General features: G+C 66.3%; 18 protein-coding genes and 1 pseudogene. 13 read left to right on the forward strand and 6 right to left on the reverse strand.

Annotated features, from left to right (window positions below; genetic code table 11):
- Entirely contained in the window at window positions 1–6075 is a 6075-nt protein-coding gene (locus tag NOV86_RS18400) for a hypothetical protein (RefSeq protein ID WP_267643233.1), read from the reverse strand.
- 541 nt (window positions 6076–6616) lie between these two features.
- On the opposite strand from NOV86_RS18400, the gene NOV86_RS18405 reads away from it, so the two are divergent.
- On the forward strand, window positions 6617–7099 hold the full coding sequence (locus NOV86_RS18405; protein ID WP_267643234.1) for a redoxin domain-containing protein: 483 nt from the start codon (window positions 6617–6619) through the stop codon (window positions 7097–7099).
- A gap of 295 nt (window positions 7100–7394) precedes the next feature.
- Window positions 7395–7805, forward strand: coding sequence for a hypothetical protein (locus tag NOV86_RS18410; protein WP_267643235.1), 411 nt, complete (start codon window positions 7395–7397; stop codon window positions 7803–7805).
- A 356-nt stretch (window positions 7806–8161) separates the two neighbouring features.
- Here NOV86_RS18410 and NOV86_RS18415 read toward each other — a convergent pair whose 3' ends face one another.
- Window positions 8162–9157 (reverse strand): FAD-dependent oxidoreductase, encoded by a 996-nt coding sequence (locus NOV86_RS18415; RefSeq protein WP_267643236.1) that lies wholly within the window; start codon window positions 9155–9157, stop codon window positions 8162–8164.
- Between the two features lie 348 nt (window positions 9158–9505).
- On the opposite strand from NOV86_RS18415, the gene NOV86_RS18420 reads away from it, so the two are divergent.
- Window positions 9506–10303, forward strand: a complete 798-nt coding sequence (locus NOV86_RS18420; RefSeq protein ID WP_267643237.1) for a ferritin-like domain-containing protein — start codon at window positions 9506–9508, stop codon at window positions 10301–10303.
- A gap of 418 nt (window positions 10304–10721) precedes the next feature.
- Window positions 10722–11231 (forward strand): annotated as a pseudogene (locus NOV86_RS18425) (ferritin-like domain-containing protein); the annotation flags it as partial.
- 319 nt (window positions 11232–11550) lie between these two features.
- Here NOV86_RS18425 and NOV86_RS18430 read toward each other — a convergent pair.
- Together NOV86_RS18430 and NOV86_RS18435 are read right to left on the reverse strand one after the other, a co-directional pair.
- Window positions 11551–12360 carry a helix-turn-helix transcriptional regulator gene (locus NOV86_RS18430; protein WP_267643238.1) on the reverse strand — a complete coding sequence of 270 codons (810 nt, stop codon included), beginning with the start codon at window positions 12358–12360 and terminating at the stop codon, window positions 11551–11553.
- A gap of 75 nt (window positions 12361–12435) precedes the next feature.
- On the reverse strand, window positions 12436–13767 hold the full coding sequence (locus NOV86_RS18435; protein WP_267643239.1) for a permease: 1332 nt from the start codon (window positions 13765–13767) through the stop codon (window positions 12436–12438).
- A gap of 264 nt (window positions 13768–14031) precedes the next feature.
- On the opposite strand from NOV86_RS18435, the gene NOV86_RS18440 reads away from it, so the two are divergent.
- From NOV86_RS18440 to NOV86_RS18450, 3 genes are all read left to right on the forward strand, one after another.
- A complete protein-coding gene (locus NOV86_RS18440; RefSeq protein WP_267643240.1) occupies window positions 14032–15069 on the forward strand; it encodes a sodium:calcium antiporter in 1038 nt (345 codons plus the stop codon).
- Window positions 15070–15217: 148 nt separating this feature from the next.
- Window positions 15218–15454, forward strand: coding sequence for a hypothetical protein (locus NOV86_RS18445; RefSeq protein ID WP_267643241.1), 237 nt, complete (start codon window positions 15218–15220; stop codon window positions 15452–15454).
- A complete protein-coding gene (locus tag NOV86_RS18450) occupies window positions 15451–15807 on the forward strand; it encodes a type II toxin-antitoxin system PemK/MazF family toxin (protein ID WP_267643242.1) in 357 nt (118 codons plus the stop codon). Before NOV86_RS18445 ends, NOV86_RS18450 begins: the two co-directional genes overlap by 4 nt.
- Before the next feature lie 91 nt (window positions 15808–15898).
- Here the strand turns inward: NOV86_RS18450 and NOV86_RS18455 are convergent, their stop codons facing one another.
- Window positions 15899–17749, reverse strand: coding sequence for a glycoside hydrolase family 99-like domain-containing protein (locus NOV86_RS18455; protein WP_267643243.1), 1851 nt, complete (start codon window positions 17747–17749; stop codon window positions 15899–15901).
- 119 nt (window positions 17750–17868) lie between these two features.
- Here NOV86_RS18455 and NOV86_RS18460 point away from each other — a divergent pair, with 119 nt between their 5' ends.
- The 3 genes from NOV86_RS18460 (at window position 17869) to NOV86_RS18470 (ending at window position 20253) form a co-directional block, all read left to right on the forward strand.
- Window positions 17869–18897, forward strand: coding sequence for an LLM class flavin-dependent oxidoreductase (locus tag NOV86_RS18460; RefSeq protein ID WP_267643244.1), 1029 nt, complete (start codon window positions 17869–17871; stop codon window positions 18895–18897).
- Between the two features lie 64 nt (window positions 18898–18961).
- Window positions 18962–19486 (forward strand): nitroreductase/quinone reductase family protein, encoded by a 525-nt coding sequence (locus NOV86_RS18465; RefSeq protein ID WP_267643245.1) that lies wholly within the window; start codon window positions 18962–18964, stop codon window positions 19484–19486.
- A 101-nt stretch (window positions 19487–19587) separates the two neighbouring features.
- A complete protein-coding gene (locus tag NOV86_RS18470) occupies window positions 19588–20253 on the forward strand; it encodes a hypothetical protein (protein WP_267643246.1) in 666 nt (221 codons plus the stop codon).
- Window positions 20254–20367: 114 nt separating this feature from the next.
- On the opposite strand, the gene NOV86_RS18475 is transcribed toward NOV86_RS18470, so the two are convergent.
- On the reverse strand, window positions 20368–23442 hold the full coding sequence (locus NOV86_RS18475; protein WP_267643247.1) for a prolyl oligopeptidase family serine peptidase: 3075 nt from the start codon (window positions 23440–23442) through the stop codon (window positions 20368–20370).
- A 205-nt stretch (window positions 23443–23647) separates the two neighbouring features.
- On the opposite strand from NOV86_RS18475, the gene NOV86_RS18480 reads away from it, so the two are divergent.
- From NOV86_RS18480 to NOV86_RS18490, 3 genes are all read left to right on the forward strand, one after another.
- Window positions 23648–23935, forward strand: a complete 288-nt coding sequence (locus NOV86_RS18480; RefSeq protein WP_267643248.1) for a DUF5789 family protein — start codon at window positions 23648–23650, stop codon at window positions 23933–23935.
- Between the two features lie 174 nt (window positions 23936–24109).
- Complete coding sequence (locus NOV86_RS18485; RefSeq protein WP_267643249.1) at window positions 24110–24616, forward strand: metal-dependent hydrolase; 507 nt, start codon at window positions 24110–24112, stop codon at window positions 24614–24616.
- 156 nt (window positions 24617–24772) lie between these two features.
- The gene (locus tag NOV86_RS18490) at window positions 24773–25957 is read left to right on the forward strand and encodes an alpha-hydroxy-acid oxidizing protein (RefSeq protein ID WP_267643250.1); all 1185 of its coding nucleotides are present in this window, start codon (window positions 24773–24775) and stop codon (window positions 25955–25957) included.
- The last annotated feature ends 172 nt before the right edge of the window (window positions 25958–26129 follow it).

Raw genomic sequence — 26129 nt, forward strand, 5'->3', positions numbered from 1 at the left:
TCAGGCGACCACCCCGCTGGAACCGGTCCCGGTCAGTTGCCCCGGCGTCTGCGGTGTCGCTGGTGTCTGGACCACGCTGGCGTTCGTCGCAGAGGTGTCGTCCGAATCGCTGGAGTCACCCCAGTCGATGTCGTCCCTGATGAGATCGTTGTCGGGGTTCTGGCCGTCGGATTCCCGGAGAACCCTGAGGGCGTTCCCGTTGATGTCGGACTCGGCCTTCGGACTCGCAAGGCGCATCTCCACGTCGGTAATTGTCACCGCGTCACCGTCAATCTTGACGAGGCCCTTCTCGCTGAGTTCTTTCATGGCTTTCAGCCGACCGAGTTTCTTCTGGATGTCATCGGGGTCGACGGCGGAACTGGACGTGCCACTCTTCGCCTCGTAGTAGACCCAGCGTTGCGAGCCGTCGGGACCGGTGATGGTCACCATATCCAGCTGCGTCTGGGTGGTGAAGGTCTCATCGTAGAGGTCCTGCTCCGCTTCGGTGAGGCTCTCGAAGGTGTCGCCGGCGTCCGGGTCACTCCGTTTGGCACCGGGCATCGCGATCTCACGGATGATCTCGACCTTGGTCTCCTCCTCGAGGGCATCGTCGATGTCGATGGACCCGTCGAGGTTGTAGTCCATCCGCACGGTCGCGGAGGACGGGATGTCGTTGTTGTCGATGTAGTGCTTGGTGTACCGGACCTCGAACATCGCCCCCTTGACGTTGTTGCTATTCCGTGGCGAGACGTCCTCGATGTCGTCCAACACGCTTTCGAGGCCATCGACCTGCGGGTTCGTGCGGAGGGAGTCCACGTCGTCGGCGAACTGGAACGCTTTCGCTGGCGTGACAGAGGACCTGTCCCACCCGACGTTCCCGAGAACGACCCTCCGGACGTCGTCGGCGTTCTCCGACTCGAAGTCGAAGAAGTCGTCGAGGCTCCCGGAGTCGGACTGTCTGAGCTTGCGGAGGCCGGAGACGGTCAGTTCGGGTGAGTCCGCCTCGGCGATGCTCGTGACCAGTTCCCGACGAGCGTCGGTGTCGACCTCGTCGAGCGAGCGCCGGAGCGTTCGCTGGTCGTCGACGTCGAGGTCTGCGTAGCGACGCGTCAGGCCGGCGAGTTCGCCCGGCGTGACCGCGTCGTCGGTCAGGAGCGCACGCAGCGTGGTGTCGTCGGTCTCGTCGATGAACTCCAGGCCTGCGCCCCGGGAGCGCTGGACCAGGTCCTTCGCGTCGATGCGAGCCGCCTGCGGCAGGTCCTCGATGGTCTCGACGGCCCGGTCGAGCTGGTCGTAGGAGTCGATGGCGTCGCCGTCGGCAGCACGGGCGACGGCACGGCGGAATCTGGTGTCACCGGGGCCGCCGTCGGTCAGGGCGGTGACGGTGTCGGCGTCCGCTTTGCCGACGAGCTTCACTCCGCTTGGGCCGGTCGATTCGACGAGTTCGTCGATTTCGGCGCGGCGAGCCGCGTCGTAGGAGTCGTACCGCCTGACGACGCGGCCGATGTCGCGGAACTCCACGTCACCGGCGGCGTAGGCCTCCGTGAGTTGCCGCTGGAGTGCGGCCTTGTCACGCAGGTCGATGAGGTACTGGCGTGGCTGTGGCCGCAGCTCCGAAAGGAGCCGTTTCCCGCTGCTGCCGGTCCGCTTGAGGTAGGTGAGCCCCTTCGCGTAGCGGTCCGAGTTCGGCCGGCTGGTGAGCCAGTCGAACACGCGCTGTCCGCGGGCATCGTCCGCGAGCCGGGCGATGCGTCGCTGCTCCGGGAGCGGGGTACGTCTGAGCGTGTCCGCCGTCTGCCCGATCACCGACTTCGCGCGGTCACCGACCTCTACGTCGTCGATGCGTCGGCCGACGCGGAAGTTCACATCGGGAAGCCGGTTCGCGATGCGACCTCCGGTCCATAACGCGCTTCCGACGGTCGCGCCTTTTATCGAGGCCTTCACCGTGCCGCCGGCCCGGACCAGTGCCGCGATGTAGGGCAGTCTGGCCGCGGCCTGTGCGGCCTTGGCCTCGGCGTAGACCGGAACGAGGAACGACCCGGCGTAGCCGACACTGTAGCCGATGGCGAACGCCTCCTGATACTTCCCGCCGTCCTCGAAGGGGTTCAACTGCTGGCGGCGGTTCCCGTAGTACTGGACGATGGCCGTGAACGCCTGATGACGCTTCTCGGATTGCGTGGCGATGGTCTTGAGCTGACCGAGCGCCTGCGCGGTCCGTCTCGCCGCGTCGTCGTACTCGCTCGGGTGTGTGGTGACGTAGGCCGTCCGGACGAGATCCGTGGCGAAGACGTTGACACCCTGCGAGAGCCCGGAGAGTTCGCCGAAGAAGGCGACGCTGCTCGTCTGCACCCAGGTGCCGACCCCGCCGAAGGGGAACGACGTCTGGGCGATGCCCTCGGCGATCTTGCCGAAGTTGTTCGGGCCGTAGAACTTGCGCTCGACCTCGGTGCCGTGGACGTCACGGGCGACCACCTTCACGGTCGCCGGACTCACGTAGCCCGAGAGTGCCGTGCCGATCTGGTCGACCGCACCACGGTCGATGCTGAACCAGACCGCGTCCTCCAGCACGTGCTTCTGGCCGAAGTAGTCCTGGCTGGCGCGTCGTTCGCCCTTGTAGAACCCGACCACGCCGACCCCGCTCTGGTCGTGGAGCGTGATGGTCACGCGGTAGTTCTCGCGGTCGCCGTCGGTGTCGACCCAGCCCTGGGTTCGCGGGGGTCTGAAGTCGTGCAGGCGGGCGTACCACTGATTCTCGTACTCCTCGTCGTCCCTGATGGAGTCCTGGTCGGTGTCAGGGTTGGACGGTGCGAGGCCGAGTGCCTTCTCCTCGCCGTCGGAGAGGCCATCACCGTCGGTGTCGGTCTTCAGTGGCGACGAGCCGACAGAGATAGACGTCAGCAGGTCCTCGGCATCGGACTCGTTGTTCCGGACCGCCTCGACGTAGTTCTTCGCGACACCGGGGTCCCTGGCAACGAGAGTATCCCAGCCCCGGAGTTCGACCGCGTCCGAGATCCCGTCGCCGTCGGTGTCGTACTTCGCCGGGTTGGAGGTGGTCCGTGCGATGAATCGGATGTCGTCCCCTTCGCCCACGGGCGCGAAGGTGACCTCCTCGCTGTCGTTCAGGCCATCGCCGTCGGTGTCGGCGTTGTACGGCGACGTGGTGAACGTCTCACCGGGTCCGTTCGACATCGTCCACGTCTGTTTCTCGAGGACGTCGGGGAGACCGTCGCCGTCCGAGTCCTTCCGGGTCTGTTCGGTGACGAGCTGCAACCGGGCGTTGACCCCGGAGACGTCCACCGAGAAGTTCACTTCGCCGGAGAGGCCGGAGACGTTCACGGTCTCCTGGACGGTCCCGACGGTCCCGATGGTCAGGTCCTTCGTGACTGTGGTCCCGTCGCCATCCGTCGCGGTGAGCGTCGCGACCGGGTTCACGTCGGTCTGTTCGGTCTGGTAGGCGACCGTGAGTCCCTGCGTGCCCGGTGCGATGGTCGTGGTGAAGGTTGCGTTCCCCTCGTCGCTCGTGTCGTCACCGCCCCCGGACCCGGTGTCGGGTGCTTCCGGGACCGTGAGCGTCACCGGTTCGTCCATGTCGAGCGAGATGTTCCGGGGGTTCGTCGCCCGACCGGTGACGACCTGCCACTGGTCGAGCGTCCCCGGGGTCAGGGGCTCCCTCACCGCTTCGTCGTTGAAGTACGGCGTGATGGTGACCGAGGTGTTCGTCAGGCCGCCCCTGAAGGCTCCACCGTCGGTGTTGTCGTTGTTCCAGGACCAGTCGGGTGAGGTGCCCGAGTAGCCGAAGTCGCCGCTATCGTCACGGACGACCCAGTAGCCGGAGCCGGGGAGACCATCGAAGTCCATCGACACTGCGGCCCCGGACCCGTCACGTGGTTTGTCGTGAATCAGGACGAGGCTCAGCCCCTCGGGGCCGGACCAGAAGAACAACCGGCTCACGTCGCTCTTCGCGACGGGGAGTGGCGAGTTGATCTCCGCATTGCCATAGTTGTAGAACCGCTCGATGGTCTGACCGTTGCTGAGCGGCACAACCTCGAACGTCTCGCCGCCCTGTTCGACGGTTATCTTCCGCGCGCTGGGCTCGCCACCCAGGACGAGCGTGGTCTCGTTCGTGACGTTACAGGAGTTCTCGCACTGGAACTCGGAGAGGTTCGCGAACGAGACCGGTGTCGCGTTCCCGCCGCCGGGACCGAGGTCAACGAAGCCGGTCCACTCGTCCGTGTCCAGCACGGTGAAGAACGAGAACGAGGAGACGTTCGCGACCGCGGTCCCGTTCTTGATGGTCGTGTTCACGGGATGCCACCGCCCCTCGACGGAGCCGTTCCACTTGTACACGACGAGGTCCTCGTAGGCCGATTCCGGGACCGACTCGTCGATGGGGATGCGGACCGTCGCGTTGTCGAAATCGGTCCGGTTCTGGACGCGGACGGTCGGTCCGGCCGTGGCGTTCGTCCCGCTGAAGTACGATGGCTGTTCCGTGATGTCGGCCTCGACGGCACCCTGGCCGCGAAGGTCGAGTTGCACGCCGGTCTCGGCGTCGGTGACGGTCCGCTCGAAGGTCTCGTTCCCGTCGAGGACGCCATCGTCGTCGGTGTCCGGGTCCGTCGGGTCGGTGCCGAGTTCCGGTTCCTCGGGGTCGAGGAGACCGTCGTCGTCGGAGTCGGCGCGGATCGGGTTCGTGCCGTTCGCGACCTCCTGACCGTCGGTGATGCCGTCACCGTCGGTGTCGGCGACGCGCAGTGCGGAGTGGGCGTCCGCCTCCTCTGCGTTCGTCAGTCCGTCACCGTCTGGGTCGGCGGCCCCGTCCAGCGTCCCGTCCCCGTCCGTGTCGGCGGTGAGGGGGTCGACACCGGCGGTCCGATGCTCGAAGCCGTCGGAGAGCCCGTCACCGTCCGTGTCGGCCTCGAACGGGTCGGTGCCCAGCGTATACTCGCGGAAGGCACCGAGCGTGTCGTTGTCGAAGTCCTCCATCCCGTCGATGACGCCGTCATCACCGTCGTCGACCGCCGTCGCTGGCGCATCGCTGTCGTTGTCCGTGGGGTCGGTTCCCGTGACGTTCTTCTCGTAGAAGTCCGGGAGGCCGTCCTCGTCCTTGTCGTTGTCGAGGTATGCGGGGACGGTGTCGTTGTCATGGTCGACGGTCCCCTCGACCCGGTCGCTGGCACCGTCGCCGTCGGCGTCCGTATCGAGCCAGTTGAACGTCCCGTCGTAATCGTAGTCGAGGAAGAGTTCCTTGCCGTCCTCGACCTCGGTGCGGGTCGGGATGGTGTCACCGTCGTCGTCCGGGTCCCGGAAGTTCTCGATGCCATTGGCGTCGGTGTCAGCCCGCCCTTCGACGTAGTCGGGCAGATGGTCCGCGTCACTGTCGCTGTCGAGCGCGTCGATGGCGAGGTCGCCATCGCTGTCGATCGGGAAGCCACCGAGGGTCTCGACGCCGTCGTCGATACCGTCAGCGTCGGTGTCGGCGAGGGTTGCGTTCGTCCCGAGTTCTCGTTCCCGAGCGTCGGAGACGCCATCGCCGTCCGTGTCGGTCAGGTTCGGCTCGACGTCCAGCCGGTCGAGTCGCTCCAGGACGAGCGTCGCCTGTCTGTACCCAACATGGTACTGTCTGATGGCCTTCGCACGCGCGGAGACCGAACGCTGGAGTTTCGTGTCAGAGTCGATGGGGTCCCGGGCCTTCTCTGCGCGTTCGTAGGCTCGTCGTGCGTTCTCGAGGTGTGATTCGAGGCTCCGAAGTTGTCCCTTCGACAGGTTCGAACGGGCGTGGTCGAGGGTCCACTCAGCCTTCGCGAGGCGCCAGCGAGCGGTGCGGTTCGCCGCGACGACCGTCGTCACGGACACGGTCCTGACCGTGTCGGTCTCGGAGTCGTTCAGCGCCCGCTTGCCGTTACTGCTCGCGACGAACGCGTGGAGTGCAGACGTCCCTTGCGCGGCTGCCTGAAGTGCAGAGACGTCCGCATCGACCGGGTCGTCGAACCCGTCGACGACCTCCTCGTACCTGTCATCGGCCCGGTCGAGATGTGACTGCTTCCCGGGGTGGTCCGCTTCCAGCGTCTCGAGTTCGCGCTGTGCTGCAGCGAACACCGAGAGTGGCGCCCGTCTGGGTATCGTGTCGGTCCGCACCCGATTCTGGACTAGTTCTCCGGTCGCGCTCGCAGTGTTCGGTTCTTCACCAATCGTCTCCCTGTCACCAGCTGACCGGTCTGGTTGCGCCACGCCTGGCACTGCAACCAGTGATCCGACCATGAGAAGAACAGCGAAAAGAGCGAATGAAACGTGTTTTCTCGACGTTCTATCCGTCTCGCGTCGGCTCATGTGTTGGTGCTCACCATGTGACATTACCAACAACTAACATCATCTAACTTAGTTGTACTGGTGGCGTGAATGTCTGGTTGAATTAAGTTGGACAACTGTGACTATCGCCGTTCTCACTGGTCGATGGCCCTCGGCGCAGGCCGGTTTCGAGGCCCACGGTGTGCGCATCGCGAGGAACCCTGCGAACCGCTTCAAAGAATCCGAAGAATCCTCTCTCTGACCTGAACCGTTCCGGAGTCGCTGCCGTCCTCGTGCGACGGCTCTGCACGACTCCCGTTCGCTCATGGGCCAGGCCGTGGTACCTGGTGGCATGCTCAGCGTAGGACAGCAAGCCCCGGACTTCACGCTTCCCGGGGCCGCCGCTGGCTCGATCGAGACGCACGGCCTCTCGGAGTACACCGACCGCGGGTGGGCGGTCATCCTGGTCTTCTACCCCTTCGACTTCCATCCCGCCTGTACCGACCAGTGGTGTTCGCTGCGTGATGCGGACTGGCTCACGATGCTGGACGACGTCGTCGTCCTCGGCGTCGGGGCGGATGCCGCCTACGCCCACCGCGAGTACGCGGACAGGCACAACATCCAGTTCCCACTGCTCGCGGACACGGACGGCGAGGTCAGCCGTGCCTACGGCGTCCTGACCGAGGAGTTCGAAGAACACCGTGCCGTCCCGGCCCGGGCGACGTTCGTCGTCGACGGCGACCAGGTCGTCCGCTTCGCGTGGGCGGCGAGCGGGCCGGAGGACCAGCCGAACCTCGACGCCCTGCAGACGGCGACCACCGGGCGGGACAGGTAGCAGACTGGTAGAAGTGGGTTGGAGCCGATGGCCGGCTCTCACTTCAGGCAGCCGTCTTGCCACGCGACATGCGGCCATGGGTGGTCGAGTCACTCCGGGCCCTTCGGCGGCGATTCCAGCGAACGTTCACCGACCCGTAAACGACCGCGAACCATCCCATCGCGTTCAACCCCGTTCAGAAAGTTCCAGACCGCCAAAAACAGCGTCAGAGCAGTTCAAACCACTGAAACGTCTGAACGTCTCTCCCCCTTCAAGTACCTCCCACTCCATCGAATCGAGTGGAGGCACCCCACCCATGAAGCTCTCCAGGCTGACCGCGGTCGCACTGGCCGCCCTGCTCGTGAGTGCAGGCACCGCTGCGGCCGCGACCGGTTCGTCGAACAGCTCGCTGGCCGTCGGAGACGACGACACGTCGCCGGTCCCAGCTGACGACCACGCGAACGAGACTGCACGCGAGCAGGCGCCCGCCCAGGGCGGGGAGGGGCAGCTCCCCGACCAGGCGGCCAGCCGGGGTCCGCCCGTCGACCTCCCGGACGCCATCCCTGACCACGTCGAGGACCGCGTCGAGACCATCCACGCGCACATCGACCAGTTCGTCGACGGTGCGCTGGACGCGACGCTCGGGCAGGTCCTCGGTGGTCTGAACGAGGACGCCGGGACGGACGCCCAGAACGACACCGGTACGAACGCCTCCGCGAGCGTCTGAGTCACCCCCGTGACTGGGACGTGAGCTCCCGCGACCCACTCACACCACTCCCACCCATCGGAACTTCCACCCCCTTCCCCCCACCACCCTCAGTTCGTTGCGACCCTCGTGCACAGCATTCTGCCCAGTTGCCGAACGAGGGTTCGCTCGGTACTTCGCTTCGTACCTCGCTCCGTCACCGTAGCCTGCGGCGACGAACTGGACCGGGTACCAAGTTCAGAGTAGACTCTCACCGAACCGGAAGCCAGTGCTGGCGCTGGTGAATCCTTCTGTGCGACGTTGATTCGACACTGTGACCGACCTGAACAGGCAGTCCGAGAGTGTGCTCGGACAGGGCTGTCTCGGGGCCGCCAGGCTCAGCTGGCGTCGGGTTCGTCGGCCGACTTCTCCAGGTACTCCGCGATCGTCTCGTCGTCGAGTTCCTCGAGGAGCGTCTGGTCGTCGAGGGCTTCGACGACGCGGTCGGTCCCGATGGCATCGAGGACGCGATCGCGGCCGACCACCGCGACGAACCGGGCGAGACCTGACTCGAAGCGTCGGTCGGCCTCCTCGTCACCGACCTTCGTCTCGAACGCCCGGTCGATGTAGCGCTCGCGGAGCTCCCGCCGACGCTCGTCGTCGACCCCGTCGGCGTCGAACTCGTTCTCGAACCACTCGCGCCAGCGGTCGCGCTCGGCCCACTCCCCGGTGAACTCCGACTCGCTGCGCAGCCAGTCGTACTCGGGAGCGACCTCGCCCGAGAGGCCCCGGGCACGACGTTCGTCTTCGATGAGCGACCGGGCCACGTGGGCCCCGTTCCCGGCAGCGACGATGGCCTGTGCGCTGCGACCGCCTGCGGGCGAGGCGACGTACAGGCCGTCGACCGGGGTCCGACCATCCGCGTCCGCGTACGCCGGGTCGAAGTGCTCTTCGAGTTCGCCGTGGTGTTCGTGCTCGTGGAACATCTCGTCCTCGTCGTCCAGTCCGCGGAGGTACGACCCGTCGTACCAGGCCGCGGCGATGACGGACTCCGCACCGACGCGGCGCCCGTCCTGTGTCTCGACGACGAATCCCGACGTGTCCTCGGCGCGTTCGACGGCGACGACCATGTCGGCGAGGAGGGTCGCGCCGACCTCCTCGACGTGGGCGTGCATCAGGTCCCGGAACGCGTCGACGTCCATCCCGGCCGGGAAGCCGAGATAGTTCTCCAGGTAGGCACACCGGGGGAGGGCCGCGTTGCCGCGGTCGAAGACCACGGTGTCGAGGCCGTATCTGGCCGTGAACACCGCGGCGGAACAGCCGGCTGGCCCGCCACCGACCACGACGACGTCGGTCTCGTCTGTGACCGACGCCCGTGACTCGGATTCCGTCATCGACCAGTGACACCCCCAACCGGCCCCGAGGGGGTCCGGTCCAGCGATATCCCGAGTACGTTCGTCCCTGTTCGCATACCCAGAATGGCTCTCTATCACGGTAAACACCTTTCGGACCGTGGGGTTTCGGGAAGCGGGTAGGGAGGAGTCCTCAGCAGGGCACAGCCGAGCCGCTGATAGAGATATATCCGTGGTTCTCGTACTGCTACACGCAATGAAGGGTCGAAACGTGGGGAACGATTCCGAGGACGTGGGGAACGAATCCGGGGAGACGCCGTATGGCATGCGAGCGCCGGTACCGACCGCGGTTCCGCGAGGCGTGAGATCGGACGCGACAGGACGGTCGCGATGAGCCAGCACCACGGCCGGCTCGTCAGGGAGCCACCGACAGGGACCGTCCGACAACGGTGGGGCACCCTCGCACCGAACGAGGTCGGCCTCCACGACGCCGTCGCCGAGGAACTCGTCGACGCGCTCGTCGTCGACCACGCCAACTCGTTCAACCTCTTCTCGGTCCTTCGCAAGCACTACTGGACCGCGGCCGGGGCGGAGCGCGGCCCGGTCGCCACGTTCCTGGAGGCGGCGTACAGGCGGGTCCGCGACGTGAACGACGACCTGGCGGTCCGGATCGTGCAACTCGGCGGGATTCCGCCGAACACGCCACCGACCATCCAGGCGCGAGCGACGGTTCACCTCGAGGGTGAGGACCTCTACGACCTCCGAGCCTCGCTCCAGGGAGACGTGGCGGCGTATGCGACGCTCGTCGAGACGATGCGCGAGCACACGACCCTCGCCGAGCGACTGGGCGACCAGGCCACCGCCGAACTGCTGAGCGACCGCTTGGAACGGCTGGAGGCCGATACGGACCACCTCGAGACGCTCCTCGAGGACGACGCACTCGTTCCGCCGCGAGCCGAGCAAGGCGGCGACACTGGCACCGCGGAGAACTCGGAAGAGGAGTCTGCGTCGACGCCGGCGACATCGCACCTCCGGCGGCCGGGCCCCTCACACAAATTCGAGGCGGAAGCCCACGAGTTCAGTCGTGGGAGGAAGCCGACAGTGGTCCATCGGACCACCGCCGGTGGCGAGGCCGCCATTCCCACCGGAAGTGTTAGTATCGAACGGTACGACTCTCGAAGTGACTGATTGGGATGCCGCAATCGAGAAGCCCATCCGACAAAGGCACACGCTCCGGGCCGCACCAGCGCGAGCGTGAAAACCGCTTCGTGGGGCGGGCATCGGCCCTGTTCGTGAGGCATCCGAAGTCCAGCATGGATACACTGTACCACGGGGCCAACGAGCCGCAGGCGGTTGCGCCACCTCCGGCCCTTTTTCGGAGACTTGTGGGCCGCATCCGGCCGAGATACGCGCTCCCCGTGGGTTGGGTCGCCCGTCAGGAGGCCCGAAAGACCGAGACGATGAACGCGAGCGGTAGCTCCATGCTCCTCCGTCCTTCGGCGGCAGAGCCGGAGTCTCACGGTCAATTAAATTGCTCTCATGGATGGCCCACCGGCGGAGCAAGCCCACGACTTTAGTCGTGGGCACCTGACACGTTCACCGTCGCTGGGACACCGTCGGCTCGAACGAGCTCGGGCTCGACACCGACGCCACCGAGCGACTGGTCGCGGCGCTGAACGACGACCTGTCGGGGCTGTACATCCTGTTCAACCAGCTCCGGAAGCACCGCTGGTGCGTCGAGGGACGGGAGACGAGGCCCCTGCAGGAACTCCTGGTGGCACAGACGGACCGACTCACCGACCTCACCGACGACATCGGTATCCGGGTGTTCGCGCTGGGAGGTGTCCCCGTCTCCGGGCCGATGGGAATCCGCCAGCACGCTGCGCTGTACATCGAGGCGGCCCACCAGTACGACGTCCGGTCCTCGCTGGAACGCGACCTCGAGGCCTACGCCACCGTGATCGAACAGTTCCGCGAGCACATCGACCTGGCGAACGCGAGCGGTGACGAGGCGACGAGCGAACTGCTCTCGGTCCACCTCCTGACGCTCGAACGTGACGCCAACGCCATCTACAGGTACCTCGCCGACGACACGCTCTCCGGGCGGCGTCGATAGACGACGGCCGTGGGTGTCGACGATGCTCACCCCGTCCTGTTCGTCGCGACCACGATGGCCGGGTACGAGGGCTGCGTGCAGACGCTGCACGATGTGCATGGGGTGCACTGATTACTGTCAGAGTCATCTGTCCAGATGCCGTCAGGTCGGCGGCTGAAGGGTCGCCCGGGTCGCCCACACCGGCCATGAAGATGGGGGAACGACCACGCACACCACACCGGTCGTCGATACAGGTTGGGGGATACCGTCTGTGACCCATGGGCCGGGCCGAGGCGAGCCTAGAGCCACACCGGGGATCGGCCCTTTTCGATGAGCATAGTCAGGACCGTTCTGTTGCAGGCCACGCCTCAAGCGGCGTCGCCTCGCGCCGGTACACATCGAGGCGCTCGCGTGCCCACTCACGTGCACCGTCGTCCGTCGTCTCCAGCAGTGCCCGTGGCTCGCCCTCCTCGTCGACGCCGACCTGGACCGTCTCGTCGAGGATGCCCAGGTAGAAGGGGAGGGCCGCATCCGTCAGGTACAGCTCGAATCCGTCGCTGTCCAGGAGGTCTCTCGTGAGTGGTGCGAAGTCGTCGTCCTCGAACAGCGTCTCGGCGACGCCCTCGGCGACGATCATCTCGACGGTGGCGTCCCCGTCGACGACCTTGCGGTGTACCGCCTCGACGGCGTGCAGGCCCGTCAGGGGGAGTGCGACACGGTCGTCCGAGGACTCTCGGAGCCTCGCGACGTGTTCGTTCACCATCGCCCACGGATTCCCCGGCGCGGCGACCGTGACCGACGCGTCCTGAAGGTGTGTGAGGTCGAGGTCGAACTCCTCTCTGGTCGTCCACTGGAGGAACGGTTGCAGCCGGAGCGCGGTCCTGACCGTCTCCTCGAGGTCGAGGAACCGTTCGATGACGGCCTCCCCACCGGGCGTGACGGTGTACTCGCCGTTCTCCTGCTGGAGCCATCCCTTCTCCAGCAGCGTCTCGACGTTCCTCGTGACGGTGGTGCGAGCGACCGAGAGTTCCGTCCGGAGGTCCTCCCGGGTGGCCCCGTCGAGGTCATGGACCGTCTCGAGTATCCGCACGCGGTTGGTCGACCTGGCGACGAACGAGATCTCTTCGATAGCCGAACGTTGTTCCCCCATGACAGTTCCCTCACCGCGTCAGGTTCCGCGTCTCCCGTAAAGAGTTCTCTGGCCGTCCGAGGCGAGAACTGCCGGTCAGTCCGCGGATTGGGCGTGCTCGCCGTGACCCTGCTCGTCGCCGACCGACTCCGACCGGTGGAGCCAGTAGAGGAACAGGAAGAAGACCGTCGCGAGCACGTTCAGCACCAGTTTGTAGTTCATCTCTATCTTCACCTCGGCGACCTGGACGCTGGAGGGGTCCGGAATCAGGCCCGCCCCGAGGAAGATGAAGTGGAGGACGACCCCTGTGAGCACTGCCGAGAGGAAGATCATCCCCGAGAGGATGGCCGCGAATTTGGTCCCGTAGTACTCGCGGTAGGCGTCCATGATGGGCGGCACGATGAGGTCGGCGTAGATGTACGACAGCACCGAGCCGAACGGGAGGCCGTTGCTGAAGAGGACCGCGCCGAACGGGACGTTCCCGACCGAGCAGACGAACGTCGCGACGCCGATGACCGCCCCCAGCGCCGCCGTCCAGAGGACGTACACCGGCAGCCCGAACGTCGGTCCCGAGAAGACGGTCGTCCAGACGCTCTCGGGGATGAACCCGGCGATGAGCCCGGCGAAGATGAAGCCGATGGCGATCTCGTCCCAGAGCATGCCCCACTCGGACCACTGCTTGTCGGCGAGCGCCTTCCAGCCGGCGAGCGAGGTCGCCTGCTCGCGGATGGTCGTGTTCGCCTCCTCCGGGTCGAAACTGTCCTTGCAGGACTGCGAGCAGAAGTAGTAGGTCTTCCCGTCGTGCTCTATCGAGTGGTCGGCCTCGTCGGGGTCGATCTCCATCCCACAGACCGGGTCCTCCACGGTCTGGGTCCCCTCGTCGAGGACGTTCTCGCGGGCCTGTTCGACGACCTCGTCGGGTACGAGGTAGACGAAGCCGAACGCCATGAGGCCGATGAGGATGAACCCGCCGACGAGGTCGGCGAGCAGGAACTGCCAGCCGAGCAGGAGGTAGATGACGATACCGATCTCGATGACGAGGTTCGTCGACGCGAACATGAACGCGCCGAGCGTGGCCGCGGCGGAGCCGCCCTTCTTGAAGAGGTTCTTGGCGGTGGCGATGGCGCTGTACGAACACGACGAGGAGACGAACCCGAACAGCGACCCGTAGCCGAGTTCTTTGACGCCGTGGCCCTCGAGCAACTCCGAGACCTGCTCGTCGGAGGTCCACGCCTCCACGCCGCCGGCGATGGCGAATCCGACTACCAGCGCCCACCACGTGATCCACGCCATCGCGGCGGTCGTCGTCAGGAACTGCCGCGTGCTCTCGACGAAGAACGTCGACAGTGGCTTCGATGTGGTGAAGACCCCGAGTGCGACCGTCGCGAGCGCGATGACGCCGAGGATGGCGTACTCCTTTCGTTCCATGGGTGTTCATTGGGGTTCGATACTTTCCGGGCTGTTGCCTGCCGTCACGGGGCTCTCGCGGGCTGCATGTTTCCGTTCGCAATCTACCGGGGACCCCAACGTTTGTAATCGAAATCGAATCTGCGGACGCCGGGGACGGGGTGCCACGTCTGCGCGTAGGGAATCGCCCCGACAGGGTTGGAACCGACAGAACCACCACCCTTTGCGAGTCAGCCCCCAGACCGATACTTTCATCCACGCGTCAGCGGATGGTACTCCTACCAGATGGCTCTCTTCGGTTTGCTCCCCGACACCGCACTCGTCAACGTCCTCGTCATCCTGGCCGCGACCGGGCTGGTCTGGGTCGGGAGCGGGTGGCTGGAGGAGTCCGCGGACCACCTCTCCGGGTACTACGGCCTGCCGGCGGTGGTCCAGGGCTCCATCGTGGTCGCCATCGGGTCGAGCTTCCCCGAACTCGCCAGCGTCGTCTTCGCCGCGCTCGACGGCGTGTTCGACATGGGCGTCGGGGCCATCGTCGGCTCGGCCATCTTCAACATCCTCGTCATCCCGGCGCTGTCGGGCATCGCGACCGAGGACGACCTGGAGACGAGCCGCACCATCGTCTACAAGGAGGCACAGTTCTACATGCTCGCGGTGTCGGTGCTCGTCGTCACGTTCGCGCTGGCGGTAATCTACGTCCCGACCCCGGGCGGCCCCGAACTCTCGGGGAACATCACGCGCCCTCTCGCCGCGATACCCCTGCTGCTGTACTGCCTGTACCTCTTCATCCAGTGGCAGGACGTCAGCGACTACGAGGCCGAGGAACCGGGCGACGACATCCCCGTCAGGAAGGAGTGGGGTCGCCTCGCCGTCGGGCTGCTCGTCATCCTCGTCGCGGTCGAACAGCTCGTCCACGGCGTCGACCACCTCAGCACCGCCTTCGGCATCCCGGAGTTCCTCGCCGGCGTCACCATCCTCGCGGCCGCGACCAGCCTTCCGGACACGCTGGTCAGCGTCCGGTCTGCGAAATCCGGCAAGGGCGTGACCAGCCTCGGGAACGTCCTCGGGTCGAACACCTTCGACCTGCTCGTCGCCATCCCCATCGGCGTCCTCATCGTCGGCAGCGTCCCCATCGACTTCGCGGTCGCCATCCCGATGCTGGGCGTCCTCACGCTCGCGACCATCCTCCTGTTCACCATCATGCGAACCGGCCTCTCGCTCAGCAAGGTCGAATCCTACGCGTTGCTGGTCGCCTACGTGGTGTTCGTCGCGTGGGTCGTCGCGGAGTCCGCGGGCGTGACAGACCTGATTCGAGGGGCGTGAGCGGTTCGGGGTGACCGGTGTGGGTCGAATACTGTCGGGAAGGTGTATTCTCTGTGAGACAGACGTTTCAGGTCATACTGCCGAACCAATTCGCCGTGGGCAATAGTGGGCAAATCTTATACCGCGGTGGGCCATAGTGGGTAACAACATGAAGGTAGATGCCCGCGACCTGCGAACCAACGACACCGACGACCGGGGCCGAATCTACCTCGGCACGGAGTACGCCAACAAGCGCGTGACCGTCGCCGTGGTCGAGGTCGAGTCCGATGGACCGGACGAGGACGAGCTGGCGGCGGCGTACAGAGAGGCGTCTGAGAGCGCGGAAACACTCGCAGAGGAGTGGGACGAGACCTCGGATGAGGCGTGGGACGGGTTAGCCGAATGAGCGAGGAAGCGGACGTTCGACGTGGCGATGTCGTCGTCGTCGTCCGGCTCGACCCTGCCGAGGGGCACGAGATGAAGAAGACGCGACCTGCTGTGGTCGTCCAGAACGACGTCGGGAACAAGAACGCAAGCACGACCATCGTCGCGCCAGCGACGGGGACGTATCGAGGCTACCCGTTCGAAGTGCTGGTAGAAGCCGAAGAGTCCCCGTTCGAGAAGGATTCCTCCGTCCGACTCGACCAGATTCGCGTCGTGTCCATCGAGAAGCGGATACACTCGGTCGCAGGGAGTCTGGATTCGGAGACGATGGACGCGATCGACGACGCACTCGAACTGAGTCTCGGTCTCAACTGATTCTCCTGCATTTCCCGCACTCGGTACTGTTCAGGCGATCCACCTTCACTGGATTTCGAGTTCGTCTCCCTCAGGATACCGATTCGAGTAGTCAACGAAGGTCGAGTTCGTAATCGTCCAGAGTCCCGTCCCTGGAATCGAAGGCGACGTGGTCGGTCTGTTCGCCGTCGAAGAACACGTCGGCCTCGATTCTGTCGGAGCGCATCGGCTCGCCGGTAAGAACCGCGGTATCCACGCCCGTGAGGTCCGCCTCGACGAACAGGACGGTCTCCGCGTTGCGGCCGCCGAACCAGCGCCACGTGTACGAGTCGTTCGCGGACGCGCCGTAGGCTCCCTCGAGCAGCAGCGGTTCGTTCTCGGGTGCGCCGATGTCGAAGGATGCGACCACCTCATCGCCGGCGAGGAACGTGAGTCCGCCTGCCATGAACGCGAGCGCCCGGGTGTCGGAACTGTCTGGGTTGACCTCGGCCGGGACGATGGTCTCGTTGAACGCCAGCCGGACGGTCGCCCCCACCGGTTCGAACCCCGTGGAGGGACCGGTCACGAGTTCGTCTCGGGCCAGTTCCAGATAGTCGGTACCGAAGTCCTTCCCCGGCTCCAGTTGCGTGTCCTCGTACCACTCGTTGAACGAGGTGACGAGGACGGCCTCGCTGTCAGCGAGGTGTGGCTGGACCTGCTCGCAGACGCGTCGGAACCGGTCGGGTGAGGATGAGAGTATGGGGTTGTCCTCGCGGATGTGGGCCGGGAGGCCGGTGTCATTGAACCCCGGGATGGCGACCGGGAACAGGTCCACGTCGGCGATGCTCGCCCCGAGGTTCAGCACCTTGTTACCCTGTTCGTAGTTCTCGTGGAACACGGCCTCGATGTCCTCGCGGGCGCTGTACGGGTTGTACGAGGTGATACCGTCCGCGACGGCCATGACGGGGTAGGTGCCCGGGGCGGACCCGAACGGGACACCGGCGAGGACGTAGATCTCGGTGTCGAGGTTCGCCGTCGCCTCGGCGAACGCAGCCTCGATGTCGCCATGGAGATGGTTCGAGACGTAGAAGTAGACCACCGGCTCGCCGTCGATATACAGGTAGTTCTCCGCCTGGAAGTACTTCTCCGCGAGGTACTCGAAGTCGGACCGGAGGCGCTCCCGGGCGCCAGGATCGTCGAGGTCGTAGTCGTAGTCCTCGAGTCGGCCGACCGTCTCGTAGAGGATTGAGAACTTGAGCTCCCCGAACAGGTCCCGCTCGGTGAGCGTCCCGTCGAGTGCGGTGTCCGACCCAGAGCCGGGACCCCACCAGCTGACCGAGAGCCACTCGATGCCGTGTTCCAGACACCACGCCAGGTGCTGGTCGACGACCGCGGGGTCGTCCGAGGCGTACTCACCCAGGACCGGCGTGCTCACCGTCCGGTCGGTCCAGTTCTCGTGTCCCTGGTGCATCTCGTACCAGGAATAGTAGTGGGCACCCACGAGCCGGTCGGGCTCGAGGGGGTCGACGGCTGGCGGGACGGTCCCGGTCTCCAGACGCGTTTTCGACGTGTTACCGGCCGAGTCGACGACCGCCACCGTGACTCGATACGCTTGCCCGCCCTCGACATCGAGCGTCACGTCGAGGGAATACTCGCTCTCGCCGCCGACCTCGAGCTGTCGCCGATCGTCGCCCGCCTCGACCGTGACCGTCTGGATTCCCGCCTTCGAACTGATTCGCCCGGTGACAACGACGTGGTGGACGGCTGTCCCCTTCTCGACCGAGGTCTCGAGGTCGGCAGTGACCGCGGTCGCAGTGCCTCGTGACGTCTCCGTCTCAGTCGCCGTGTCGCTGGACGTCGTCGCGTCTATCGACCGTGTGACGGTGGCCTCGTCGTCCACGTCACGTCCCTGACACCCGGCGAGCCCGACCATCCCGCCGATGCCGAGTCGACGTAACAACGCCCGACGCTTCATGTCATCCATTGGCCACTGGTCGCGCGTCGACTCAGTTATGTGTTTCCGCCGAGATGACCGGGGCTGACAGCCGTGACACACCTTCCCCGAGCAATACCGTTAACCATCGGACCCACAGACTCCGGGACATGGACCTCTCCATCGTCGACCTCTCGCCCGTCCCAGATGGTGGGACCGCGACCGACGCCTACGCCAACACGGTCGAAGCCGCGAAACAGGCCGAACGACTCGGGTACTCGCGGTTCTGGGTGGCGGAGCACCACGGCATGGCCGACCGGCTCGCCGGGACGACGCCCGAGGTGCTCCTCGGCCACCTGGCGGCCGAGACCGACTCGATACGCCTCGGTTCCGGGGCGGTGTTGCTGAACCACTACAGCCCGTTCAAGGTCGCCGAGGTGTTCGGCGCGCTGGACGGGCTGGCCCCGGGTCGCATCGACGCGGGCCTGGGCCGGGCGAACGGCTCCCCGGAATCGGACGCCGCGCTCGGGACGGACCGACACGTCGAGAACCCGGACGAGGACCACACCGAGCGGATCGAGGCGGTCGTCAACCACCTCTACGACGACTTCCCGGATGGACACACCTACGAGGACCTCTCGGTGCCACGCTCGGGTGCTGAACCCCCCGAACCGTGGGTCCTCGGGTCGAGCCCGTCGAGCGCGGCCATCGCGGGTAAACTCGGGATGCGCTACTGCTTCGCGGGGTTCATCCGGCCGCAGTTCGCCACCCACGCCTTCGAGCAGTACCGCGAGCAGTTCCAGCAGTCGGGGCTCCCCGGGAGCGTCGACGAGCCACAGGGGATGGTCGCCGTGAACGCGGTCTGTGCCGAAACCGACGAGGCCGCAGCACGCCAGCGAGCAGTGGCCGAAGCGACGTACAAGCGGATGCAGCGTGGCATCGTCGGCAGCCGGCCGTCGCTGGAGGAGGCCATCGACGAACTGGGTGGCGTCCCCGAGCCGACGCCCGCGACCCTCGACGAGGACGAGTGGCCACGCGCCCTCTCGGGGAGTCCGGAGACGCTCGCCGGGCTGTTCGACCAGCTCGCCGACCGGGTCGGCGCCGACGAGGTGATGGTGCAACACGTGGTCGGCGACCACGAAACCGGGTTGCGTTCGCACGAACTCCTCGCGGAGGGGGTCGGGCTCACGGGCGACTGATACCTCGAAGGGCTGGCTCAGGGGGGCGAACAGCTACTTTCTCTCGCGTCGTAGGTCTCCTATCATGCCTGCGCAGCGGCCCACACCCCCCCGGAAACGGATCCACCGGCTGCACCGCGCCGTCGAGCGACGGCTGGCCAACCCGGTCTTTCGCGGTCTTCTCCGGTCACCACTCCACGGTGTCCTCGACCGCTGGCTGGTCCTGCTCTCCTACGCCGGCCGGGAGAGCGGCGACCAGTACGTCTTCCCCGTCACCTACACCCGGGTCGACGGCTGTCTGGTCGTCGTCACGCCGAAGGCCGACAGCCGGTGGTGGCTGAACTTCCGGGGCGGACACCCGGCCAGCATCTGGTACCGCGGCGAGGAGCGGTCGGCCACGGGGGCCGTGGTCACGGGCCCGGAGCGCCAGAAACTGCTGACCCGGTACGTCGACGACCATCCCCTGCTCCGGCGGGCTCTGGGCATTGACGAGGACAGCATCGGGACGTACGACCCGCGGCAGGACCTCGCCGTGGTCCGGTTCACGCTCGGGCCGGCGCAGGCCCAGATTCCGCCGGGACCGGTGCCGAACGTTATCCGCGGGTTCTGAGGCTGCAGGTGGCAGAGGCTGGGTGGTTCTCGTTCTCCGGTCCTGAGAACGACGTCCGGTATTCATCGTCGTATCAGTCGTAGGTAGACTCGTGAAGCGCCATGCAGTCGAGACACCTCACCTCTGACGCCGCCTCCGAAAGGTCGGGGACTGGACACTCGGCGGGTATCGGCGAAGCGCCTCGGTCGAACGAGGCGTCAGGCACCGACCCGGGTCGCCGCGAGCTCCTGCTCTATCCGGCATACGGGCCCGTCGAAGCCGTGCTCGGGTTCGTGATGTTCTACGTGGTCGTCGACCACATGACGCCGGTGGTCGTCAGCGCGCTCGCCGGTCCGCTCCCCGGGTTCGTCCCGGAGCCGGCCACCACTGTCGCGGCCATCTTCCTGTGGTTCATCCTGGGCCTCAGCCTGTTCGGCATGGCGCAGGACCAGTTGCGTGAGAACCCTCGACGCTTCGCGAGCCGGGCGCAGCGCGAGGAGTTCCTCGCACAGAACCGCCCGACGAGGTCGAGCTACGCTTACCACCTCGTCGTGCTCGTCGTCGGAGGGCTCACCGCAGCACTCGCCTGGGAGACCTTCCTCGAGGTCCTCGAGGCGCTCATGCTCGTCCCCGTCGAGGGGACCGGTCTCCTCTCCCCCGCGGTGGGGCCCGTCGAAATCGCCATCTTCGTCGTGTTCACGGTGACGTTCGCTGCGTTCTCGCGGGCGGCCGACCGACTGGCCATCGGCGCTCTCCGGGACGTCGGGTACCGGGTCTCGCGCCGCTGAAGCAGCCCCGTCGTGGCTGTGGCCGACCCTGCAGCCGGTTCGACCGGCCGGCTGGGCGGTAGTCTGAGTGGCAGTGGCCGCCCCGACACTCGCGGAAACGGCCACTCGGCTGACCTACCTCGTCTCGACCTGCCGCCTGAAGCCGAGTTCGTCGTCGACCTGCCAGTGCTTGTCGAAGTAGCCGGCGGCGACGCAGGCGTTCCACTTCTGGAACCGGACCGACTCGTCGAACACCATGTAGTCGGCGGCCGCGGTCTGCGTCGGCGTCCAGTCCCGTACGCGGGTCAGCTGGACACCGGCCAGCGAGGTCCCGGTCTCTATCTGGAGCAGTTTCTCGCGGTTCCGCGGGTTCGGATAGAGCAGGGAGACGGCGAGGTCTCCAGACCACGTGTCGTCCTTGATCCGGACGGTGCCGTCGCCGACTCGGACGGGGATGCTCTGCTGGACCTGCTGGTAGACGCTGTTCGCACTCGGTCGGCCGAAGAGAATCAGGTTGTACTCGTCCATCGTCGCCCGGTCGACTGCCGTGTCGGGGATGACGGTCGCGGGGGCCCTGGCTCGCGTGACGAGCCGCTGGGACCGGATGTTCGCGAGGTTCCGGTTCATCGCGGTCTCGGCGTCGGAGGCCTGGGTCCCGTAGACGAGTCGGTACGGTTTCTGGTGGATCTCCTTCATCGGGCCGTACTGGTCCGCGTCCTTGCCGACGCCACGGCTGGGTCGTCCCCTGCCACGATTGGCCCGGACCCCGTTACCGGAGAGGTCGACCGTGGCGTGTCCCCGGCCGGGCAGTGAGGCACTGCCGACTGGCGTGTAGACCCGGCTGTCGGCATCGACGTCCACCTCCCGGAGGACCTGCGTGTCGACCTCGAGGCGGGCGACGTTCTCGGTCTCGACGTGGATGCCGTCACTGGAGACGGACGCGTCGACCCTCGTGGGCGCGTGGACCTGGTCCTGCTCGACGACGCGCACCCAGTGCTTCCCGTCCTCGATGCGGAGGTTCGTCGTGAAGAAGGTGAGCGATTCGGGGTAGGGGTCGTTCGTGGACGACCGGATGAACTCGAACATGTCCGGGTGGTTGACCGTGTCCTTGCCCGGGCCGATGGTCTCGTCGCTGAACTCGTTCTTGTCCCAGTAGTGGTCCGCGTTGGGGACCTCGAGGTAGGCCACGTCGGTGTCCGCTGGCGTGACCTGGTGTCGGTAGCCGACCTCGCCATCGACGTCGAGCCCCCGGTTCGCCAGCGCCCGGACGTAGCTCCGGGGTTGCATCGAGGGCACGGACGTGTCCTCGCCGCCCTGGAGGACGAATATCGGCGTGTTGCCGTCCTCGGCGTTCTGCGTCTTCGGCATCGCGAGGTTCTTCTGGAGGGCTTTCTCCTTGAGCGCCTTCAGGCCGGGATAAGCGTGGAGTTTGTCGCGGCCCCAGACGACCGTGATGTACGTCTCGTGGTCGGTCCAGCCCGAGGAGGGCGCCAGGGCGGCGAAGCGGTCGTTGTTGGTCAGACCGATGTGCCAGGTCCCGTGACCACCCATCGAGTGCCCGGAGATGTAGACGTTCGACTCGTCGAGGTCGAACCGGTCCATGGCGACCCGGAGCGCCTCCAGGTCGTCGACGCGACCGAGGTCCTCGTGGTCGTAGTTGACCGGCCCGCGGGCGTCGGGTGCGACGACGTAGGCGTCCTCGCGCGGGATGTTCGCGCCGGCCTGGTTCCACGAGTTCACGTTCGCGCCGTGCAGCGAGAAGACGACCTCGTAGGGGCCGGTACTCGACTCGTCGTTCGCCGGCCGGCGGTAGGTGAAGTACTGGACGCTCCCGTCGATCTCCGATTCGAACGTGGTCATCCGCCGGTTCGCGTCGGCGTCGGCGACCCGGATATCGACCGTCTCGCTGTGACGCTGGTCGCCCACCTCGGCGCGGGCTGTCACGGAGAGCACGTCTCGCGAGGTCTCCAGCGTCGTGGTCGAGACGTCGTCGCCGGCCATGCTCGTCAGCGAGTCGGACATGGACTCGGCCTCCTGCCCGGTCTCGGGTGGCGTGTGCGTCATGGCCTCGCCGGTGACCTCCGACCGGGTGGTCGACCTGGTCGCGTTCGCCTTCGCCTGGTCCGGGAGTTCCCCGGGCGGGCCGCCCTGCTGGCCGTTTCCATCGCCACCGCCGTTCCCGGCCTGCGTCGATGAGCTATCGCTTCCCGCGGCGCCGGTTCCGGTCTGGATACGCGTGTTGACACGTCTCGTCTCGAAGGGGGCCAGCGGCGGGTCGATGTCGACCTGTTGTTCGACCAGGTACTCGTTGTCCGGGGCGACGGTCAGCGTCGCCTCGTCGACGGGTTCTCCCGTCGTGTTCGTCACGCGAACCGACGCCGGGAGGTCGGTCTCCTCACCCACGCGCAGGTCCGGGACGATGATGTTCTGTGGGATGCCGCGGAACGTGGCCGGGCCGTTCACCTCGACGGGCGCTTCGGGCGGCCTGAACGTCAGGGTGACCGACCCGATGAACCCGTATATCAGGAGCGAACTCGCCAGCAGGTAGTTCGTCCCGTCCTGCAGGACGACGCCGGCCGGACTCTCCTCGTGGCGGTGACCGTTGAGCCAGACCGTCGCGTCGGTCTCCAGCACCGCCCGCTTCGGCCCGTCGACCTCGAAGGTGGTGAAGGCGTACCCCTTGCCGTAGAGTGACCCCCCGATGCCGAACCAGTCCTGGAAGTCGTCGAACAGGCCGCCGGCGCCACCGCCGAAGTCGGTCAGTGGCGTGAGGTTCCCACCGGTCGGGTCGATCTCCGACCTTGCCTGCGGGAAGCCGACGGTCCCTCCCGAGGCCTGCACCTGCTCCCAGCGGACCTCGCTCCCGCCCGCGAACGCCGACTGCAACTCGCCGTCCAGCGAGGGCGTCGATTCACCAGTCGAGAAGTCGTCCGCGCCGCCGCGTGGGAACAGCGACCCCACGGAGGTATCCCGTCGCTGGTACTGGAACGGTGCGATGGTGTACCAGTCCTGTGGTGTGAACGACTCCGTGATGGTGTCGACCGTCCCCTCGATGGGTGTCCGGTCTGTCTGCCGCAACTGGTCTGCCGCCCCCGCGTCGGTCGCACCGGCGAACAGCGCCGCGCCCCCGGCCGCCTTCGCGAAGTCTCGTCTCGAGATGTCGATACTCTCTCTGTCTGCCGTCGTGGATCGTGGGTCGTCGGAACTCATACGTACCGTCGCCGGCAATCGATGATGATTGCCAAGCGTTGGCACGTGTCATGGTGGCCATAAATTACTCATGCAGTATCAATAATGGCTGACAGTCGGTGGTTCTCTCACGGGTGTCGAAGGCCGTCTGGCTGCGATAACCGCATCAAAGATTATGTAGTTTGGCCGGGGGACTTCGGTCACCCAGCGCGAACGCCAGTATACCATGGCAATCCGGCACACCGAACTGTTCGACCTCGTGACCGACACCTGCACCTTCCCGGCCGACCGGGCGACCATCGAAGACCGGGTCGGGGGGACCGAACTCGTCTCACCCCACGGCGAGACGGTGACGCTCGCGTCGGTCATGCGACAGGGCGAACAGGACGGCTACGAGTCCGCCCTCGAGTTCCACAACACGGTGCTCTCCCAGCTCGGGGAGTCCTTCGTCGGGCGGAAGGCGTACGACGACCGCTCCTCGAACCACGGCCGGGACACCAACGTCTCGCTGTAGTCCACGACCGCGGTTCCGACCGCCGCGACCGACTCCAGCGCGAGTGACGACGTCCAGAGCACTCCGTGGCGAGTACGGTACCGCTGTCGGTACGCTGTACCGAACCGAGAGGCGTCTCCTCGCACGTCCCGGAGACCACCGAACGTATCCCGTTCCTCGCCGAACGTCGACCCGATGTGGCCATGGGGACACGCCGCGCTCGGCTATCTCGCGTACCGCCTGTTGCCGACGAAGCGACGAGCACACGGGTCCGTCCTCGTCATGCTCGCGTTGCTCGTCGGGACGCAGCTCCCCGACCTGATCGACAAGCCGCTCGCGTGGTGGGCGACGGTCCTGCCGACCGGTCGAAGCCTCGCTCATTCGGTGCTGACGTTCGCGGTGTTCGTGGCGCTCGCGTACGTGGTCGCACAACGATACGACCGCAGCGACGTCGCATTCGCGGCCTCGTTCGGATACGGCGCACACCTGGTTGGTGACTCGCTGCACTCGCTCTTGCGGCTCAGATTCGCCGACCTCACGTTCCTCCTGTGGCCGGTGCTGCCGTCGCCGGACTACCCCACAGACAAGAGCTTCACCGCGCACTTCGCCGAACTCTCGTTCTCGGGGTTCACCATCGTCGGGTTCGTCCTGTCGGTGCTCGCCGTCGCGGTGTTCGTCCGGACGGAGCTGAATCGCCGATGATGACTGAGTGACCGCCGCGGTATAAACAGGGGTCACCCTCAGGAGCTACTATCCGATTTCTAACATCACTGTCTGGCCGCCAGTGTCATCGAACGGTGATTATTGACGGTGATACTACCCCACACGTTCTTGTTGATTCGGGAGAACGATTCGACCATGCCGGATGATACCACGTCGACGCCCTACGGCCGGTTCCGACAGACGACCGTGTACACGACCGGGATGCTCACCGGCGAGACGCCGGACGTCCCTGCCTCCTACGAGGCGCTGAAGCGACGGGCGGCCGAGGTGCTGGAGGGTGACGCCTACGACTACGTCGCCGGCGGCGCTGGCTCGGAGGCGACGAAGCGCCACAACCGGGTCGCCTTCGAGGACTACCGCATCGTCCCGCGGGTGATGCAAGACACCGCCGAGCGGGACCTCTCCACCGAGGTGCTCGGCCAGACGTTCGACGTGCCGGTCCTGCTCGCCCCCATCGGCGCACAGGGCATCCTCCACGAGGAGGGCGACCTCGCGAGCGCCCGGGCGGCGGAGCGACTGAACGTCCCATACGTCTGCTCGACCCAGTCCTCCGAGACGCTGGAGGACGTCTCCGAGGAACTGGGCGAGACGCCGAAGTGGTTCCAGCTCTACTGGAGCGAAGACCGCGAACTGACCGAGAGCCTGGTCAGCCGGGCCGAGGAGGCCGGCTACGACGCGCTGATGGTCACGCTCGACACGCCCCACCTCGGCTGGCGCGAGCGCGACGTGAGCCGCGGGTTCCTCCCGTTCCTCGCGGGCGACGGCATCGCCAACTACGTCTCGGACCCGGTCTTCCGCGACCGGCTGGCCCAGCCGCCGGAGGAGAACGAGCGCGCGGCCGCCCAGGAGTTCGTCGAGGTGTTCTCGGACCCGTCGCTGACGTGGGCGGACCTCGACTGGCTCGCCAGCCAGACCGACCTGCCCATCGTGTGCAAGGGCATCCTCCACCCGGCCGACGCGGAGCAGGCGGTCGCCCACGGGGCCGAGGGCGTGGTCGTCTCGAACCACGGCGGGCGCCAGGTCGACGGCGAGGTCGCGGCCCTTCGCCAGTTGCCGACTATCTCACACCGCATCGGCGACGACGCGACGGTGCTGTTCGACTCGGGCATCCGTCGTGGCGCGGACGCGGTGAAGGCGCTGGCGCTGGGCGCCGACGCCGTCATGCTCGGCAGACCCTACGCCTACGGGCTGGGAATCGACGGCGAGAACGGGGTCCACGAGGTCGTCGAGAACTTCCTCGCGGACTTCGATCTCACCGTCGCGCTCACGGGAAACGACAGCGTCTCGGACATCGACCGCGACCTCCTGGTCGAGGCCTGACGGCGGGGGCTCTGGCCGAACGCTTCTCGTCCACAGCCGGTCCGGCAGCGTGACCCGCACTTCGTTCCACACCACTCTCCTCTGGTTGAATTACTATCTACAATAACCACTGGTGTTGAACGGTCTCGCCGAGGTATTTCCCGGAATCCGACCGACAAGTTAGTTTACTAAA

Origin of the sequence: Haloarchaeobius amylolyticus (genome assembly GCF_026616195.1) — an archaeon.
GTDB classification, from domain to species: domain Archaea; phylum Halobacteriota; class Halobacteria; order Halobacteriales; family Natrialbaceae; genus Haloarchaeobius; species Haloarchaeobius amylolyticus.

Coding starts and splice junctions, on each gene's coding strand:
- NOV86_RS18465 (WP_267643245.1), top strand. CDS start 18,962: ATGCCTGCGCAGCGGCCCACACCCCCCCGGAAACGGATCCACCGGCTG.
- NOV86_RS18440 (WP_267643240.1), top strand. CDS start 14,032: ATGGCTCTCTTCGGTTTGCTCCCCGACACCGCACTCGTCAACGTCCTC.
- NOV86_RS18475 (WP_267643247.1), bottom strand. CDS start 23,442: ATGAGTTCCGACGACCCACGATCCACGACGGCAGACAGAGAGAGTATC.
- NOV86_RS18470 (WP_267643246.1), top strand. CDS start 19,588: ATGCAGTCGAGACACCTCACCTCTGACGCCGCCTCCGAAAGGTCGGGG.
- NOV86_RS18460 (WP_267643244.1), top strand. CDS start 17,869: ATGGACCTCTCCATCGTCGACCTCTCGCCCGTCCCAGATGGTGGGACC.
- NOV86_RS18420 (WP_267643237.1), top strand. CDS start 9,506: ATGAGCCAGCACCACGGCCGGCTCGTCAGGGAGCCACCGACAGGGACC.
- NOV86_RS18455 (WP_267643243.1), bottom strand. CDS start 17,749: ATGGATGACATGAAGCGTCGGGCGTTGTTACGTCGACTCGGCATCGGC.
- NOV86_RS18430 (WP_267643238.1), bottom strand. CDS start 12,360: ATGGGGGAACAACGTTCGGCTATCGAAGAGATCTCGTTCGTCGCCAGG.
- NOV86_RS18490 (WP_267643250.1), top strand. CDS start 24,773: ATGCCGGATGATACCACGTCGACGCCCTACGGCCGGTTCCGACAGACG.
- NOV86_RS18480 (WP_267643248.1), top strand. CDS start 23,648: ATGGCAATCCGGCACACCGAACTGTTCGACCTCGTGACCGACACCTGC.
- NOV86_RS18405 (WP_267643234.1), top strand. CDS start 6,617: ATGCTCAGCGTAGGACAGCAAGCCCCGGACTTCACGCTTCCCGGGGCC.
- NOV86_RS18485 (WP_267643249.1), top strand. CDS start 24,110: ATGTGGCCATGGGGACACGCCGCGCTCGGCTATCTCGCGTACCGCCTG.
- NOV86_RS18435 (WP_267643239.1), bottom strand. CDS start 13,767: ATGGAACGAAAGGAGTACGCCATCCTCGGCGTCATCGCGCTCGCGACG.
- NOV86_RS18415 (WP_267643236.1), bottom strand. CDS start 9,157: ATGACGGAATCCGAGTCACGGGCGTCGGTCACAGACGAGACCGACGTC.
- NOV86_RS18445 (WP_267643241.1), top strand. CDS start 15,218: ATGAAGGTAGATGCCCGCGACCTGCGAACCAACGACACCGACGACCGG.
- NOV86_RS18410 (WP_267643235.1), top strand. CDS start 7,395: ATGAAGCTCTCCAGGCTGACCGCGGTCGCACTGGCCGCCCTGCTCGTG.
- NOV86_RS18450 (WP_267643242.1), top strand. CDS start 15,451: ATGAGCGAGGAAGCGGACGTTCGACGTGGCGATGTCGTCGTCGTCGTC.